Origin of the sequence: Shewanella sp. GutDb-MelDb (genome assembly GCF_002836075.1) — a bacterium.
Lineage (GTDB): Bacteria > Pseudomonadota > Gammaproteobacteria > Enterobacterales > Shewanellaceae > Shewanella.
The window spans coordinates 1-17,586 of record NZ_PJBM01000134.1; the positions used below are offsets into that span (position 1 = coordinate 1).

The window sequence follows — 17,586 nt, forward strand, 5'->3', positions numbered from 1 at the left end:
GTTATCAACAGTAGCGCACGGCTCTTTAAGAGCCATTCCCCTAGACCCAGAACAATTGGAATAGTTTTGGGTCTCTTTTTACCTAAAATTTGTCGTTAAAAGTACTGAAGGGAAATCACCAATGTGGTTATCTTCCGACTATACGCGCCGCATCTTTGAACAAGTTAAAGAAGTTCTCAGTCGTATACTCAGCAAGATCAGAGTATTTTTCGCCCCTGAGCTCGGCAACAAACTCAGCAACATCACGCACAAAAGCGGGTTGATTCTCTTGGCCTCGATGAGGCACAGGTGCTAAATAAGGAGAATCGGTCTCTACAAGTAGTCTATCTTTAGGGACTTTCCTAATGACGCTACGCAGATCACCTGCATTCTTGAAAGTGACAATACCTGAAACCGAAATGTAAAAGCCCATATCAATTGCAGCTTTCGCCATTTCCCAATTCTCAGTAAAGCAGTGCAATACGCCACCGACGGTGTCTGCATTGCCGCGCTTGAGAAAATTAATGGTATCTTCCCTTGCATCACGGGTATGAATAATCAGTGGTTTTTTGACTTTAACGGCGAGATCTATCTGTTGTTCAAAACATGATTGCTGTAACGCTTTAGTTTCATTGGCATAGAAATAATCTAAGCCTGTCTCTCCTATCGCCACCACTTTTTCATCGCGTGCAAACTGCTCTATCTCTTCAACATTTAATCCGTCTTGCACATCGAGCGGGTGCACTCCAGCAGACAGAAAAACCTCATCAAATGAAGCCATTTTTTGCTTCATCTCTAGAAAACCTTGCTGCCTAACGTTTACGCACAAAAAATACGCGATATCACGCGCTTTGGCTGCATTAATAATGTTGGTTAATGCATCTTGATCGGGGGCAGTTTTGAGGCGGTCTAAATGACAATGTGAATCGATAAGCACTGGAGAGTCCTACTTTCTAAAAGGAGAGCAAGTCTACCGAGCTACATGGTGCAGGTCAAATTTCCAGATGCTAGTTCTGCAGAAAGCAGCTTTTCAATGTGGTGTTTGTGCATGTCTGGCTCGGAAATGATTTTGACCCCGATACCTGCAGGCCGTCCGCCAGAGGCGCCTAAAGGGTTAATCCAAACCACGATGCCCTCAAACTGCATTCTTTCCGTTGAACCAGGCAGGTGATAAGCCACGGACAGCGATTGTCCAAGGAAAAAACTCTCTGTAGTGCCAACAAATAAGCCCGCTGGTTTTATAAAAGGCATATAAGCCCTGTATAGTTGATGCAAGGTATCAAAGTTGACAACAAGATTAGTCATAATTATTTAGCGGTCCAATAACGTAACGTATTCAATGATTATGCCTTCAAACAATCCCAATACATTCACGGTTGGCATGACTGATAAGCGTACTTCTTGCTGCATGATCTTAGCTGCAAAAGTGGCGAGTGATGAGCGGATCAATGGATCCATGGTCTGATCTTTTACAAGCTTTCGATGCAGCACAAGATATAAAACCTTAATCGCGTCAGAAACTTGCTTCTCATTCACATTTTGTAAACTAGCACAGAGCTGAGCTGACGACAAACTTTGTATCCAACCTTTTCTGAAGTCCAACAAGCTCTGGTAACGGCCACTTTCGATAGCTGACACTATCGCTAATGGTCCACCGACGACGGGTAAACACCAGCTGTAATCATCAGCCACCTTTAGTTCTTCATTAAGCCAGCTCTTTACCTCCAGTCTTGAAGGGAGCCTGACTTGGATCCGTTGGCAGCGGCTGCTAATCGTCGCCATTAACCGACTAGGTGAATTTGCCTGTAAAAAAAGAAGGGTATCTTTACCTGGTTCCTCTAAGGTTTTAAGTAATGCATTTGCAGAAGCTTGATTAAGGCGTTCACAATTAAGGATCACAGCGATTCGGCGGCCACCTTGCTGAGCAGTAGTGGTCAGTTTCTGGCATAACGCCCGGATTTGATCAACTTTAATCTGTGCACCATCGGCTTCAATTTTATAAAAGTCAGGATGACTACCCGCTTCTATTAGCTGACACGCTTTACAAAACCCACAAGCGCCAGAAATCCCTACTTGACTGCATAATGACGCTTTAGCAAGATCTAACGCTAACACTTCACCGCCATAACCGGCGTCTAGTCCAATGAGATAAGCATGTGCGACTTGTTGACGGCCTAATTGCGCTTGAAACTCATCGCTTGCGCCCTGCAACCACGGTAAATACTGCATATTACCAAGCCTGATCTTGAAGTACTGCAATGATATCTTTATGCACTGCCGCCATACTCTGGCTCGCATCAACGATCATAATAGAATCATCGTTGTCAGCATAAGACAAAAACGTCGCTCGGGTTCGGTTAAAAAACGCAATCTCTTGCTGCTCGATTCGGTCCAACTCGCCACGGTTGGCAGCGCGAGCTAAACCCAGCGTCGGGTCAATATCGAGGTAAAGCGTTAAATCCGGTTTAAACCCTTTTAAAGTCGCCTCACTAATGGCCGAAACCAATGGCATTAAACCACGCCCACCGCCTTGATATGCAAGCGATGAAAGGTTGTGCCTATCACCCAGTACCCATTTCCCCTCTGCAAGAGATGGCTTAATCACATTCGCGACCAATTGAGCTCTGGCGGCATAAAATATGAGGCATTCAGCTTCATCGCATAATGGGTCAGACTCATTGGCAATTTTGACTAAATCACGCATCTGTTCAGCTAAAGGCGTACCGCCTGGCTCGCGGGTGCATACCGGCGCTTGGCCAGTGTGTTTTTCAATAAAATCGCGTACTAATGCGATTGCACTGGATTTACCAGCCCCTTCAAGCCCTTCTATGACAATAAACTTTGCTTTTTTAGCCACGGTTGATTCAGTGTTCATCGATTTCTCTGATATTTATTCACTGCTCGGTTATGTTCTAACAGTGTTTTTGAAAATACATGGCTACCATCATTTTGTGAGACAAAATAAAGGTAATTAACATCAGCTGGATTGGCTGCTGCATGCAAAGCCGCAAGACTCGGAGCGGCAATTGGCGTTGGTGGTAGCCCGTTAATTCTATAAGTGTTAAAAGCCGTTTGCTCGCGCAGATCTTTACGGGTGATATTACCTTGGTAACGTTCCCCCATGCCATAAATGACCGTAGGATCAGTCTGCAAGCGCATGCCTTTGCGCAAACGATTAATAAAGACCGCAGATATCCAGGGTCTTTCACTCGCTTTACCCGTTTCTTTTTCAATAATTGACGCGAGTATTAATAGTTCATACGGTGACTTAAGCGGTAAGCCTGCTTGCCGACTGTCCCATGCTTTTTCGAGTTCTACTTGCATCTTGCGATAGCTTTCTCGCAATAATGTGTTGGCAGAACTGTGTGCCCTGTAATGGTAGGTATCAGGGAAAAACTTCCCTTCTGGCAATCCGGAATTATCACCATTATTCATTAATATATTGGTAAATAGCGCGTCGTCAAACCTTAACTTTTGTTGCTCTGATAATTGCACCCGCCACTCTTTTACGGTTTGCCCTTCCAGTAACGTCAGCGCAAATGATTTTTCATTTCCTGCCACTAGCTTTTCAAGCAAACTGTTGACAGTCTCTTGTGGAACGACTTCGTATAAGCCTGACTTTATTTGTGCTAATGCGGGGTTAAGACGCACTAACCACTTTAATTTCCAACCCTCTTCTATTAACTTTTTCTGGGTTAATATGTTGGTAAACTGATTAAATGATGTGCCTCTTTTAATCTCTAATTCTTGTGCGTTTACGACATTGAGTTGTGTTTGACCAAACGTCATTAACGTTTGGTAACCCCAATAGCCACCCACTGCGGTAATGGTGAGTAGCGTAAAACTTGTTGCTAGAAAACCAATTAAGAATTTTTTCATAATGTCAGATCAAGCTGCTCTCTTAATAATGAAGTGTAAGGCGCTATTTTAAAGGACTGTTGGTCTATTCTATTGATATCAACAACCCCGAGTAAACTGTTGGTCATGAAAACATGTTTCACTTGAGACAGTATATCAACATTTATTTCAGTCACCGATACCGAAAATTTCATCTCTAGCAATTGATAAATCACTTGTTCTCTCATCATGCCCGCCACTCCGGCATAGGAAAACTGAGGTGTTACGATGCCGGCATCGGTTTCAAAAAACAGATTAGCCATTGAAGATTCGATAATATTTTTATTGCTATCAAGTACTAACCAGTCATCGATCCCATTGGCTAAAGCAACCGACTTAATTAACACTTGCTCAAGTCGATTACAGTGCTTAATGCCCGCCAAGCGAGGTTGCCTTGCCAGTAACACATCCGATGATTGTAAGCTGATGCCCGTTTTTTGCCAATGTTGGTAAATATCAGGGAAAGGATGAACGGATACGATTTCAGTTATCGATGGGTTTGAATTTGGCGGCGTATAGCCACGTCCACCCACACCACGAGACAATAGTATTTTGAGGCATGACTGAGGGTTATCTATAGCGCACTGCAACAACCGCTCTCTCAGCGCCGCTGTTGGTTGCCATTGAAAGCCTAACCGCTGTGCACCTTGGGTTAATCGCAAAAAGTGAGATTCAATAAATTGAATCTCACTTTTGTTGACTCGCATTGTTGCAAATAAACCATCGCCGTAGGCTAATCCCCGATCAAGAGGACTAATAGTGGCATCAGGTTGTCCATTAACCCAAACTACCGACATTTAGTTATCCTGGCTAATTCTGCTAGCGACTGCATTTTGCTGATCTTTGTACTTTGCACTCTTACGTTTATTGTAAGGTCTAGCAACAGGCTGAGACAAACGTTCAAAGTTAAGCGCGCCGATCGTCATATTAGGCTTAAGAGCCAATGGCAATTTACCACTGTTAAAAAACTCTAATACGATTTTTCCTTGCCAACCCGGATCAATGCGATGCGCGGTAACGTGGACCATTAACCCTAAACGGGCCAGCGATGAACGACCATCTAACCAACCGACAATATCTGCTGGTAAAGTAACTTCCTCATGAGTGACCGACAGTGCAAGTTCACCTGGATGCAAGAAGAATGATTGATCTTCTGCTATCACAATGGTTTCACTCATTACTCTATCAAGTGCTTGCTGCATTTCTGCACTCGGGCCGCTTAAATCAATAAAAGGGGCAGTGTGATCTTTAAATACGCGAAATTCATTGCCTAATTTAACGTCAACACTCACACCACTTATCGCCTCAGCGCAGGGCCGAGGCTCCATAACGATAGTGCCATTATCTAAACATTCTTCAATTTCAATATCTGTCAAACGCATAATCGTTAAGGTCCCTTATACTGATTTTTTAGGTTACTTTTACTTAACTAGAAGGTGCTGTATTCGTGCCTTTAAAATATCGGTCGCAATACGGTTCTTACCGCCACGAGGTACAATAATATCTGCGTATTGTTTTGACGGTTCAATGAATTGTAAAAACATCGGTCGTACCGTCTCGGTGTACTGTGCCATCACCGATTCCATTGTTCTACCACGTTCAGCTACGTCACGGGAGAGTCTGCGCATAAAACAGATATCGAGTGGAGTATCCATAAATACACTCGCATCCATTTGCTCACGCAAAGCAGGGTCAGTAAGCAGTAGGATCCCTTCAAGAATAATCACTTTCTTAGGGGTTAAGGTTACTTTCTCATCAGTACGAGTATGTTCGTTATAGCTATAAACTGGAATATCAACAGCGTTGCCTTCTTTGAGCGCACGTAAATGCTTACAAAGTAACTCGTGATCAAGCGCTTTAGGATGATCGTAGTTAGTTAAAACACGTTCATCCATCGACATATGACCTTGGTCACGATAGTAAGCATCTTCAGCAATAACACCAATTTGATCAGTGCCTAAATCACGGCATAACTCTTCATAAATCGTTTTGGCAATAAGACTCTTACCTGAGGCCGATGCGCCTGCAATTGCGATTACAACACATTGTTTTGAATTCATTTTAAAATCTACTCATCGTCCGATATGCTTATTGACACTTTAGATTGCGCTTGGCATAACGCAAGTTGAGCGCCCACTTTGCGGGCTATTTCACGATACATGCTAGAAACCTGACACTCGCTATCAGCGACTACCGTGGGTATTCCTTTATCGACATCTTCTCGAATATTTAACTGTAATGGCAACTGCCCCAATAATGGAACATTGTAACGAGTTGCCATTTTTTCGCCGCCATCAGCGCCGAAAGGATGATCTTTATGACCGCATTCAGGGCATAAATGAAAACTCATGTTTTCAACAATACCGAGTACTGGAATATTGACCTTTTGGAACATATTCACGCCTTTTTTAGCGTCAGCCAAGGCAATATCTTGCGGTGTTGTTACAATGACGGCGCCACTTACCGGTACTTTTTGCGATAAGGTGAGCTGGATATCACCTGTTCCTGGTGGCATATCGATCACCATATAATCCAACTCTGGCCATTCGGTCTCAGTCAGTAATTGAATCAATGCACCCGCTGCCATTGGACCACGCCATACAGCTGCTTGGTCACCATCTAGCATAAAACCTATCGATTGCGCAGAAATGCCATGAGCTTTGGCGGCAGTCATTATCTTTCCATCCGGAGAGACAGGTTTAAAACCTTCAACGCCTAGCATCATAGGAATGGATGGACCATAAATGTCAGCATCCAAAATACCCACGCGGGCACCTTCTGCTGCCAGCGCTAATGCAAGGTTGACAGCCGTTGTTGACTTACCTACACCGCCTTTACCTGATGCAACCGCAATAATCTGGCGTATATTTGGCAGAGGTTCTACTGCACTGATCGCTGATACAGTATCTGGCTGAAAATCGATTTCACACTCTACTTCATCAATTGCATCTAATACCGCTAACTCTTTTGTTACCGCCATGACGATATCTTGATATTGCGTTTGGCATGGGTACGAGTAACAAAGGCCCAATTGCAAGCGTTTACCTTCAATTGCAAGGCTAGTCACCATGCCGGCACTTAAAAAGCTTTTGTTTAAATATGGATCTTGGAACGCATCAAGAATGGCTAGAACAGGAACGAGAAGATCATCACTGAGATGATAATTTGGGTGAGATGAAGACAAAATGTAGACCCCCTAAATATGATTTGCGCAATTGTACCAGAATTTTAGGTAAACATTAGTTTAGATTTACCACAGTTACGCTAGGTTTTGATGAAACTCAGCATTGGATCGGTTAGTATCTATTCCATTCTATTTAGGTTCCCAGCGATTTCGAGAAAAGATGGCCAATTCACAACGTAAAATCTTAGTCACTAGTGCACTTCCGTATGCCAATGGTCCGATCCATTTAGGCCATATGCTTGAGTATATTCAAACCGATATTTGGTCACGTTTTCAAAAGTTACGTGGACATGAATGTCACTATATCTGTGCGGATGATGCTCATGGCACGCCAATTATGCTTAAAGCACAGCAGATGGGCATTGCACCAGAAGAGATGATTGCTCAAGTACAAAAAGAGCATGAAAAAGATTTTGCTGATTTCAATATTCAATTTGATAATTTCCACAGCACTCACAGCGAAGAAAACCGTGAACTTGCCAATGAAATTTACCTCAAGTTACGTGATGCGGGTTATATAAAAACCAAAACGATTTCACAGTTATTCGATCCAGAAAAGTTAATGTTCTTGCCAGACCGATTTGTCAAAGGCACTTGCCCAAAATGTAAAAGTGAAGACCAATACGGTGATAACTGTGACAATTGCGGCGCGACTTATAGCACTACCGACCTAATCAACCCTTATTCTGCAGTTTCTGGTGCTACACCAGTGATGAAAGACAGTGAGCATTTCTTTTTTGATCTACCTGCATTTGAAACCATGCTTGGCGAATGGTTAGCTTCTGGTTCACTGCAACCTGAAATCGCGAACAAATTAAGAGAATGGTTCGGTCAAGGATTGCAACAGTGGGATATTTCTCGTGATGCGCCTTATTTTGGGTTTGAAATACCGGATCAGCCAGGTAAATTTTTCTATGTATGGCTAGATGCGCCAATCGGCTACATGGGTTCATTCAAAAATTTATGTGACAAACGTGAAGATTTAAATTTTGACGAATTTTGGAGCCTAGATTCTAAAGCTGAGCTATATCACTTCATCGGTAAAGATATTGTCAACTTCCATGGTTTATTCTGGCCTGCCGTACTAGACGGTGCCGGAATTCGGAAACCTACAGCGGTCTACGCACACGGTTATGTCACTGTAAACGGCGCTAAAATGTCTAAGTCAAAAGGCACGTTCATTAAAGCACGTACCTATTTAGATAATTTAGACCCTGAGTATCTTCGTTACTACTACGCAGCTAAATTAAATAGTCGTGTCGATGACTTAGATTTGAACCTTGAAGACTTCGCTCAACGTGTTAACTCAGATTTAGTCGGAAAGCTTGTTAACTTAGCCTCAAGAACAGCTGGTTTTATCAGTAAACGTTTCGATGGTAAGTTAGCTAAAATTAATGATATGACTTTGACTGAAGCATTCTTGTCAAAGCAGGACATTATTGCAGATTTATATGAAACACGTGAATTCGGTAAAGCGATGCGTGAAATCATGGCGCTTGCTGATGTTGCTAATGCTTATGTTGCTGACGCTGCTCCATGGCAATTAATTAAAGATGACGCTAAGCAAGAAGAAGCCCATCAAGTCTGTAGTAACGCACTAAACTTATTCCGCATTCTAGTCACATATCTAAAACCAGTATTGCCAAAACTTGCGGCAGATGTTGAAGCATTCCTACAGATAGAGCTAACGTGGAATAATTTGGATGTTGATCTTGCCGGTCATGAAATCGCTAAATTCAAAGCATTAATGCAGCGTATCGAAATGAAGAGTATCGAAGCGATTATCGAAGCTTCATCAGAGAACCTTCAAGTGACAGCAGTTGAAGCGCCTAAAGTTGAAGAAGTGCAAACGGAACTTGAAAAAGAACCGTTAGCAGCAGAAATTAGTTTTGATGATTTCGCCAAGATTGATCTGCGTATTGCACTTATTTCAAAAGCTGAACACATTGAAAAAGCCAACAAACTGCTTCGATTAGAGCTTGATTTAGGGGGTGAAATCAAACAAGTCTTCGCCGGTATTAAATCAGCTTATGCGCCTGAAGATTTGGTTGGCAAGCACACGGTAATGGTGGCTAACCTTGCGCCGCGTAAAATGAAATTCGGTGAGTCTGAAGGTATGGTACTCGCTGCTGGCCCAGGCGGTAAAGATATCTGGATCCTTGAGCCACATGCAGGTGCAAAACCTGGTATGCGAGTGATGTAGCGCTTATCTAAACGCGGGCAGCCGCCATAAAAAGCCGCTCAACGTTGAGCGGCTTTTTTGTATCCGTTTATCGTTATCAACTCAGTCTAAACTGGATTACTGATATCAATGAAATGGTGCTTTAAGCCAAATTTATCGGCTAGATGTTTACCGAGCGCCTGAATGCCATAAAGCTCTGTAGCGTGATGTCCCGCGCCGTAATACTGAATATTTTGCTCGATTGCGCAGTGATATGTGCGCTCTGATGCTTCGCCACTAATAAATGCATCAATCCCAAGGGATGCTGCAATGTCGATGTAGTCTTGCGCGCCACCCGTGCACCAAGCAATTGTCTCGACTAGGCTTTGTTCGTCACCAAGATGCAAACACTCTCTTGATAGCGTGTGTGAGATGGCCGCTGCAAGATCTTTTGCCAGCACGGGTGTGCTGAGTTCGCCACGCCATATTAAGCCTTGCGCGTGCCCTTCAATCACTCGTGCGTTTTCTATGCCAATCACTTTACCAAATTCAGCATTGTTGCCCACCTCAGGATGTGCATCTAACGGCAAGTGGTAACCAAACAAGTTAATATCATTGAGCAGTAACGCTTTAATTCTTTTCTGCTTCATCCCAACGATAATCTCGGGCTCACTTTTCCAAAAAAAACCATGATGTACAATAATCGCATCGGCGTTTAACGCTATCGCTTCATCAATCAAGGCTTGGCAAGCCGTTACGCCTGTCACAATAGTGTTAATCTCTTGTTTACCTTCAACCTGCAACCCATTAGGTGCGTAATCTTTAAAATTGGCGACCTGTAGGTATTGTGCCAAATACTGGCTTAATTCTGTGCGTGTCATTAACTCACCTATAAAATGTTCTTTTGCATACCCTATTCTCGCTTTTTATGCCCAAACAAGCCAATTCAAGTTCCATTTAAGCAGCACATTTTTATACCAGTTGCATTAAAAGTTTGACCATTCAGCGGGAATTCAAAAGCCCTGTTGGCGAGTTAGGAGATTCAAGCTAATAGTTATTCTATAGCTAAAGCCCACCGAGATTTAAATTGTCATATCCCAAATATCAGCAATTTTGACTCACATAATGGCGGTAAAATGTCTAAATCATCCTATAGTTGAAGGCATTAGTGGTGAAAATTGGACTTTTTGGTGCATTAAACGATAAAATCACTCGAAACCTTCATGTAAACACAAAAAATAAACAGGTTATTATTATGTCAAAACTGACCAAAGAAGAGGTTATCAGTACACTTGAGGCCACACTTGCTAAGCAAGAAGGCCAAGCTGTTAAAATTGAACAGAAAGGTAGCTGGTACAAAATCGATGGCGGTAAATCATTACGCTTCAGTGAGTTAGAAGTGATGTTAGCCGAAATGGGTGACAAAAGTGCTCCCATAGAAGCTAAAGCCGATAAAAAAGTAGCAGCCAAGCCAGCTGCCATAAAAGCCACGCCTAAAAAGGTCGCAAAACCCGCGGCTAAAACTGGCGGCAAAACAGCTAAAGAACTTTGGCGTGAAAAGTTAGCGGGTAAAGGTCAACTTCCTCGCGGCTTCTAAGTCGGTACTTGCGGCAATTTGAGCATCGCTCATCATTTGCCTTGCTTAAGTGCTAAAAAACTCCGTTACTGTTGCAGCAACGGAGTTTTTTATTTTAACGCTTTTAATCATCGTTTCTAATACCAACTATAACTAGAAACTCAGTGCATACACACTGGTGGTTCCACTCACCTCATTGCCTATAACTAACAAAGGCTGCGAAGTAGGACTGTCGTTTGCACTGATGAACTTCATCCCTTCAGGGCCGAGATCTCCAGCAAGACTCGCATCACCTTTCACTTCACCCGTATCGCTATCAATTTCAAAGTCTGTATCAAAATCACGATTGACCACATAGTCGACAAAGCTGACTGAAAATGGGTTGGTGATATTGTAAATCATAATGCCACCAGTGCGCTCTAAACCAATAAAAGCATAGTATTGGTCGGCTATTTTTCCAATCGCTAATGCTTCAGGTTCGCCGGCCTTGTCATCACTGCGGCTATCGCCTTTGTTCTCATCGTTATTATTATTAAAATTATCTCCAAGTACTGCGGCGGTAATACGGGAAAACTCTGAGCCACTGTCAAACACCTGATTGCCATGCTCGTCCCAGATAGAGAATGAACGGGCGCCATAACTGATAATTTGATCTACGTCACCATCGTTATCAATATCACCCATGCTGGTCGTCACTTTAAGACGGCCTAATTGGGTCTTGTCTTGCGCTGCATCTAATTGTGGGTGACTGGGGTCTAAATTCAAATCATCTGCTCTGGCTTCTTCTGAAAAGCCATCGTAGTCCCTAGCATCACCTTCGTTAGCGGTGACAATAAAATTAGTCTGCCGCCACTGATAGCTGCTAATGGTATCGGGTTGATACATGCCGTAGACCCCAGCATATGCACTGAAGTTAATCCGGCTATCTTTGTCACTGGCGTCAATTCTATTTTCATATAAGCCGTAATCTTTAAGCCCTAGCGGCAGAATAGATTCAATCTTTTTATCTTTAAGATCGATGACCGCAATGGCATTGTTTTCTTGTAAAGACACGTAAGCCTTTAGATTATCTTCACTCACCGCAATATATTCAGGCTCCAAGTCTTGTGCGACAGAGGCATTAGGCCCGTTGATCTTGATCATTGGGTCCAGCTCACCTTCGCGGGCTCCACCCTTGTTAAAATCAGCAAAACCGATAGCTGTCGCAGTCGTTGCTGGAATATTTTCTTTAATTGCAATCATTGATATGCTGCCTTCAGGATCAAGGCTATAAGCCGTGTTTGGCTCTCCTTCATTAGCCACTATCAATAACGAGCCATTGCGATTAAACGTCACGTTATCCGGTAATGCTCCGACTTCAACGGCATGAAGGAAGCTTGTTTCACCCGCGTCATTGATACGATAAAAAGCGACGAAACCATTGGCTTGTTTACTGTTGCCCAGCGCATCACCTCGCTCTATCGCCACCGCGAGCAGATCCCCATAAACACTTAAACTATTAACGCCGCCTAAATGAGTAAGACCCACATCTGCAGCCACATCAATATCAGTAGTTTTAACGATATTATTAAGGGCCAGTGCACCACTGCCTGACACCGCATCAGTGACATCGATATCAGCCGCGTTAAGTACATCGACTTTGCCGCTCTTAGCGTTGATCACAAATACTTGTTTCGATAACGGGTCAAAATCGACGATTTCAGCTGCGCTCAGTCCATAGATTTCGCTTTGGTAACGGCCGACCAATTCAGCCTTTAACGTCGCGCCCTGACCATGACAAACAGTTTGTGACTGAGCATCGTCAATCTCACTTTCATCCAAAACGCCATTAGCGTTTACGTCTAAACCTGACTGCAGTAGTTGACCACCCATAGCACATTGTTCATTACCAATCGAGAGTGTTGACATTTTCACCAAGGTATTACTACCATTTTGCCCAGATGTGCCATCACTGCAAGCCGTTAGTAATAATGCCGACATTAACAGCGGTACAATTGTGTACTCGTTATTCATTTCATTCCCTTCGTAATAAGCAATTAGCTGCTCCTACTTTTTCAGCAACTTGAATTATAAAGTCGCCTAATTTAGAACGAAATAAAGTCACGGCAATGACATTTAGATAACAGTTGAATGACAGTTGCACGAGAAAATGGACTGACTAATTAGTTGCGAGGCTTTCAACACAAATTGAATCACTTTTTAGCACGGTTACAATATAATTTTGATTGGTTAAATGTTTTTAAAACGATAATATAGTGTCGTAAAATACTTTTTATACAATGAGTACCATCTCAATTCGACCTTAAATCAACTAAACTAACGGGTCCTTAATGCTTTAATTAAGTCACATTAAGATCGACTCCCTAGTTAATATATTTCAAGTATTTCCGACAAATCCGCAGCTCAGCAAGCAACACTCAAAGAGGCAGTATTGAAGAACACGTCCAACAATGAACAATCAAGCACCCATCCGGTTGGCATCCCCAATTTAGTATTACTCATCCCAATGCTTGCCGCCATTGTAGCCATTACACCGTTAGCCATCGATATGTATTTACCGGCCATGGCAGCGCTAGCCAGCAGTTTTGACACTGGCATTACGTTAGTTCAACAATCTCTTAGCCTATATTTAGCTGGCTACGCCCTAGGTATGCTGTGCTTTGGTCCGCTTGCTGATAGGTATGGTCGCCGCAAGATGGTGATAATTGGTTTAACGGGCTTTATGCTCACCAGCTTTGCTCTGACATTTGTTCAATCAATTGAAGCCTTTTTGGCATTAAGATTCTTACAAGCTTTTATCGGCGCTGCCGCCACGGTTGTTGTGCCCGGATATATTAAAGAGGTTTACGGACAAAACACCGCTAAAGGGATGTCCTATGTCAGCCTTATTATGATGCTTGCACCGCTTATTGCGCCGAGTATTGGGAGCTTAATTTTAGAACTTGGGGATTGGCACCTAATTTTCTTTATTCTAGCGTTTTATGCGCTGGCATTACTTTTTTTAGTGTGTTTTAAATTAAAAATGCCGAGTGACCGTGATGCAAGCAGCCGCAGTGGTAAATCATTTTTTGGCGCCTATGCCACCGTATTGACCAAACCAGGTGTGAAGCTCAATATTACCTGTGGTGTACTCACCTCCTTTGCCTTTTTCTGCTATTTAACCGCCTCACCGTTTGTCTATATGGAAGTGTTCGGACTCGACAAATCACTATTTGCCATTTTGTTTAGCACCAATGTTGGTGCACTGATGCTCGCGAATGTAGTCAATAGCAAGATTGTGGGTCGTTACGGCTCAAAAAGAATGCTACGTGTATCGACCATTTTCGGTGCAATAGCCGCAAGCGGCTTATTACTGGTCAACATGCTCGACTTAAACTACCTATTTACTGTTGTTATGTTACTGCCATTAATGGCGTGTCTCGGTGTGATGTCTGTCAATGCCGATGCCATTGTATTGATGAAATTCCAACAAGAAACCGGCACCGCAACGGCCGTAATAGGAACACTTAGATTCGGATGCGGCGCACTCGCAGGTCCGCTACTTGCATTGTTCTATACCGGAACCGCAGTGCCCTTCTCTGCACTCATGTTGGCTGCTGTTATTCTTGTCGGCTTATGCCAACTGTTTAGTAAACGAGAGCCGAACCTATAACAATGTAAGACAATCACGCTTACCGTGATTGTCGCCTCTCTATAGCCAAACCTTCCTTTAATCACTTGTCATTAACCACCTGCAACTTTGCTTTTCTGTCCGCCATATTGAAAATTCTTCATTTAGAACGATTTATTTACATTCATGCCTTGTAATCGTATGGGGGTTTTATATGATGAAGCTGACTCAAATTGAAGTCATCGCCGCACAAGTACCTCTGTGAAGACTCATTTTCAGTTGAGATTAACGGCAAACGAGAGCAAGGATTACCATCCAAGCTTAATTTTAGAGCGATTACCGTCGCTGTAGTGAGATACTGCATACCGTAGCGGTAACTTAAAAAGGAATTATTATGGAGAAGCTATCAGGCGCCAGTATGGTCGTCCGTTCTCTTATCGACGAAGGCGTTAAACATATTTTTGGCTATCCAGGCGGATCAGTTTTAGATATTTACGACGCACTGCACGAAAAGTCCACCATTGAACATATACTCGTGCGACATGAACAAGCTGCCGTGCACATGGCTGACGGTTATGCTCGTGCTACAGGTGACGTTGGTGTAGTCCTTGTCACCTCAGGTCCTGGTGCTACCAATACCATTACTGGTATTGCTACCGCTTACATGGACTCTATTCCTTTAGTGGTTATTTCAGGTCAGGTTCATAGCCACCTCATTGGTAATGATGCATTCCAAGAATGCGACATGATTGGTATATCTAGACCGGTTGTTAAGCATAGTTTTTTAGTCACTGATCCGCGTGACATTCCGACTATCATCAAGAAAGCATTTTTCATTGCCGCCAGTGGTCGTCCAGGTCCTGTGGTGGTTGATGTGCCTAAAGATTGTATGAACCCAGAAATTTTGCATGAATATCAATATCCAGAGGATATTTCCATGCGTTCATATAACCCCACTACATCTGGCCACAAAGGCCAGATCCGCAGAGGTTTACAAGCACTCTTAGCCGCTAAAAAACCTGTTTTATACGTCGGTGGCGGCGCAGTTATATCTGGGTGTGACAGCCAGATCCTCGCGCTGTCAGAAAAGCTTGGAATTCCAGTGGTAAGCACTCTGATGGGACTAGGCGCCTTTCCTGGTACTCACCCTAACAGTGTCGGTATGCTCGGTATGCACGGTTGCTATGAAGCAAACATGACCATGCATAACAGTGATCTTATCTTTGGTATTGGGGTTCGTTTTGATGATCGTACCACCAATAATGTAGAAAAATACTGTCCAAATGCCACTATTTTACACATTGATATCGATCCCTCTTCAATCTCAAAAACCATTAAAGTCGATATTCCAATCGTGGGTTCTGCTGATCAAGTATTGGATGAAATGCTAAAGCAGATTGAAGCCAATGATTATGCTATTACCGATCCGACTGCCAATGATCATTGGTGGGGCGACATTGCCAAGTGGTGTGGTCGCAAGAGTTTAGATTACCAAAAATCAGATACAAAGATAAAACCACAGCAAGTTATCGAAGTCATGCATAAATTAACCAATGGTGATGCCTATGTAGCATCCGATGTTGGTCAACACCAAATGTTTGCTGCGCTCTACTATCCATTTAATAAGCCACGTCGTTGGATTAACTCTGGCGGCCTAGGCACCATGGGCTTTGGCCTGCCTGCCGCAATGGGTGTTAAGCTTGCAAAACCCGATGAAACGGTTATTTGCGTTACGGGTGATGGCTCTATTCAAATGAATATCCAAGAGTTATCAACCGCACTACAATACGATATCCCCGTTAAAATCATCAACCTAAATAATCACTTTTTGGGTATGGTTAAACAGTGGCAAGACATGATATACGCAGGTCGTCATTCTCAATCCTACATGGACTCGGTACCCGATTTTGCCAAAATTGCCGAAGCGTATGGTCATGTAGGCATGACCATTCGTGATCCTGCCGAGCTAGAATCAGGTTTAGAGAAAGCCTTCGCCATGACAGACAAATTAGTCTTTGTCGACATTCACGTTGATGAGACCGAACACGTATACCCGATGTTAATTCGTGGCGGTGCGATGAATGAAATGTGGTTGAGCAAAACGGAGAAAAGCTAATGCGTCGGATTATATGTGTATTACTTGAAAACCAACCGGGTGCGCTTTCTCGGGTTGTAGGATTATTTTCTCAGCGTGGTTATAACATTGAAACCTTAACTGTAGCGCCAACAGAAGATAAAACCCTATCTCGCTTAACCATTGCCGTAAAAGCTGATGAAGCTGTTCTTGAGCAAATAGAGAAGCAACTACATAAGCTCATTGATGTACTAAAAGTATCTAATATCACTGAGTCTGCGCATGTAGAAAGAGAAGTCGCACTGATTAAAGTCAAAGCACAAGGTGAGCACAGAGAAGAAGTCAAAAGACTGGCAGATATTTTCCGTGGTCAAATTGTCGATGTCACTCAGAGCTTATATACGGTCCAATTAATTGGCACCAGTGATAAGTTAGATGCCTGCATCTCCGCCTTGGCAGATGTGACTAAAGTGATTGAGATTTCACGCTCAGGTGTGGTGGGTCTAGCACGCGGCGAAAAATCAATGCGCGCATAGCGACTAAGCTGAATAGCAATAGTAGATTAGCTTATTAAAAACACCCACTAAAAAGGGAGTCTAAAGACTCCCTTTTTTACATTTTACACTGTAAATAGATCAGCCAGGGAGGCGATAATTTACTTACTTAGCATCCAATATTCTTGATGTGCCGATCTCAATTTTTCTCGGTTTTAACGCCTCGGGGATCTCTCTTTTAAGATCAACATTGAGTAAACCATTTTCTAGATTTGCACCAATAACAGTGACGTAATCAGCCAATTGGAATGTGCGTTCAAATCCACGTTCAGCAATACCTTGATAGAGGTATTTACTCTCTTTATCTTGTTCGGCTTTCGTACCTTTTACCAGTAGCTTATCACCTTCACTGGTAATATCGAGTTCATCCATAGTAAAGCCAGCAACAGCCATAGTAATGCGATAACGATGTTCATCAATGAGTTCAATATTATAAGGTGGGTAACCAGAATTACCTTTGTTCGACGCGGCATGTTCAGCAAGTTGCGCTAAACGGTCAAATCCAATGGCACTGCGGTAAAGTGGAGTTAGGTCGTAATTTCTCATGGGTA

General features: G+C 43.0%; 17 protein-coding genes. 5 read left to right on the forward strand and 12 right to left on the reverse strand.

What is annotated here, in order from left to right:
• Nucleotides 1-127: 127 nt before the first annotated feature.
• Genes CXF82_RS05330 through apbC form a run of 9 tightly spaced genes read right to left on the reverse strand, consistent with a single transcriptional unit; the run spans nucleotide 128 to nucleotide 7,060 of the window.
• Complete coding sequence (locus tag CXF82_RS05330; protein WP_102043782.1) at nucleotides 128-916, reverse strand: TatD family hydrolase; 789 nt, start codon at nucleotides 914-916, stop codon at nucleotides 128-130.
• Nucleotides 917-957: 41 nt separating this feature from the next.
• Nucleotides 958-1,284, reverse strand: a complete 327-nt coding sequence (locus CXF82_RS05335) for a PilZ domain-containing protein (protein ID WP_101091044.1) — start codon at nucleotides 1,282-1,284, stop codon at nucleotides 958-960.
• Nucleotides 1,285-1,290: 6 nt separating this feature from the next.
• Nucleotides 1,291-2,208 carry a DNA polymerase III subunit delta' gene (holB, locus tag CXF82_RS05340; protein ID WP_102040056.1) on the reverse strand — a complete coding sequence of 306 codons (918 nt, stop codon included), beginning with the start codon at nucleotides 2,206-2,208 and terminating at the stop codon, nucleotides 1,291-1,293.
• A gap of 1 nt (nucleotide 2,209) precedes the next feature.
• Nucleotides 2,210-2,854 carry a dTMP kinase gene (gene tmk, locus CXF82_RS05345; protein ID WP_102040055.1) on the reverse strand — a complete coding sequence of 215 codons (645 nt, stop codon included), beginning with the start codon at nucleotides 2,852-2,854 and terminating at the stop codon, nucleotides 2,210-2,212.
• Nucleotides 2,851-3,858 carry an endolytic transglycosylase MltG gene (gene mltG / locus CXF82_RS05350; RefSeq protein WP_101091047.1) on the reverse strand — a complete coding sequence of 336 codons (1,008 nt, stop codon included), beginning with the start codon at nucleotides 3,856-3,858 and terminating at the stop codon, nucleotides 2,851-2,853. Before mltG ends, tmk begins: the two co-directional genes overlap by 4 nt.
• On the reverse strand, nucleotides 3,855-4,673 hold the full coding sequence (pabC, locus tag CXF82_RS05355) for an aminodeoxychorismate lyase (RefSeq protein WP_102043783.1): 819 nt from the start codon (nucleotides 4,671-4,673) through the stop codon (nucleotides 3,855-3,857). The genes mltG and pabC overlap by 4 nt, the downstream gene beginning before the upstream one ends.
• Nucleotides 4,674-5,258: a dCTP deaminase gene (gene dcd, locus CXF82_RS05360; protein WP_101091049.1), complete on the reverse strand. Its 585-nt coding sequence runs from the start codon at nucleotides 5,256-5,258 to the stop codon at nucleotides 4,674-4,676.
• A 39-nt stretch (nucleotides 5,259-5,297) separates the two neighbouring features.
• Nucleotides 5,298-5,936, reverse strand: a complete 639-nt coding sequence (gene udk, locus CXF82_RS05365) for a uridine kinase (RefSeq protein ID WP_101091050.1) — start codon at nucleotides 5,934-5,936, stop codon at nucleotides 5,298-5,300.
• Between the two features lie 8 nt (nucleotides 5,937-5,944).
• Complete coding sequence (gene apbC / locus CXF82_RS05370) at nucleotides 5,945-7,060, reverse strand: iron-sulfur cluster carrier protein ApbC (protein ID WP_101091051.1); 1,116 nt, start codon at nucleotides 7,058-7,060, stop codon at nucleotides 5,945-5,947.
• A gap of 160 nt (nucleotides 7,061-7,220) precedes the next feature.
• Here apbC and metG point away from each other — a divergent pair, with 160 nt between their 5' ends.
• Nucleotides 7,221-9,263: a methionine--tRNA ligase gene (gene metG / locus CXF82_RS05375; protein WP_102043784.1), complete on the forward strand. Its 2,043-nt coding sequence runs from the start codon at nucleotides 7,221-7,223 to the stop codon at nucleotides 9,261-9,263.
• An 86-nt stretch (nucleotides 9,264-9,349) separates the two neighbouring features.
• Here the strand turns inward: metG and CXF82_RS05380 are convergent, their stop codons facing one another.
• A complete protein-coding gene (locus CXF82_RS05380; protein WP_102040052.1) occupies nucleotides 9,350-10,102 on the reverse strand; it encodes a Nif3-like dinuclear metal center hexameric protein in 753 nt (250 codons plus the stop codon).
• Nucleotides 10,103-10,476: 374 nt separating this feature from the next.
• Here CXF82_RS05380 and CXF82_RS05385 point away from each other — a divergent pair, with 374 nt between their 5' ends.
• The gene (locus CXF82_RS05385; protein WP_101091231.1) at nucleotides 10,477-10,818 is read left to right on the forward strand and encodes a hypothetical protein; all 342 of its coding nucleotides are present in this window, start codon (nucleotides 10,477-10,479) and stop codon (nucleotides 10,816-10,818) included.
• 132 nt (nucleotides 10,819-10,950) lie between these two features.
• Here CXF82_RS05385 and CXF82_RS05390 read toward each other — a convergent pair whose 3' ends face one another.
• Complete coding sequence (locus tag CXF82_RS05390) at nucleotides 10,951-12,810, reverse strand: choice-of-anchor I family protein (protein WP_102043785.1); 1,860 nt, start codon at nucleotides 12,808-12,810, stop codon at nucleotides 10,951-10,953.
• A 418-nt stretch (nucleotides 12,811-13,228) separates the two neighbouring features.
• On the opposite strand from CXF82_RS05390, the gene CXF82_RS05395 reads away from it, so the two are divergent.
• From CXF82_RS05395 to ilvN, 3 genes are all read left to right on the forward strand, one after another.
• Nucleotides 13,229-14,449, forward strand: coding sequence for a multidrug effflux MFS transporter (locus CXF82_RS05395; protein WP_232775113.1), 1,221 nt, complete (start codon nucleotides 13,229-13,231; stop codon nucleotides 14,447-14,449).
• A gap of 352 nt (nucleotides 14,450-14,801) precedes the next feature.
• Nucleotides 14,802-16,523, forward strand: coding sequence for an acetolactate synthase 3 large subunit (locus CXF82_RS05400; RefSeq protein WP_101091055.1), 1,722 nt, complete (start codon nucleotides 14,802-14,804; stop codon nucleotides 16,521-16,523).
• Nucleotides 16,523-17,017, forward strand: coding sequence for an acetolactate synthase small subunit (gene ilvN, locus CXF82_RS05405; RefSeq protein ID WP_101091056.1), 495 nt, complete (start codon nucleotides 16,523-16,525; stop codon nucleotides 17,015-17,017). Before CXF82_RS05400 ends, ilvN begins: the two co-directional genes overlap by 1 nt.
• 123 nt (nucleotides 17,018-17,140) lie before the next feature.
• On the opposite strand, the gene CXF82_RS05410 is transcribed toward ilvN, so the two are convergent.
• A complete protein-coding gene (locus CXF82_RS05410; RefSeq protein WP_102040050.1) occupies nucleotides 17,141-17,581 on the reverse strand; it encodes an Hsp20 family protein in 441 nt (146 codons plus the stop codon).
• Nucleotides 17,582-17,586: the final 5 nt, after the last annotated feature.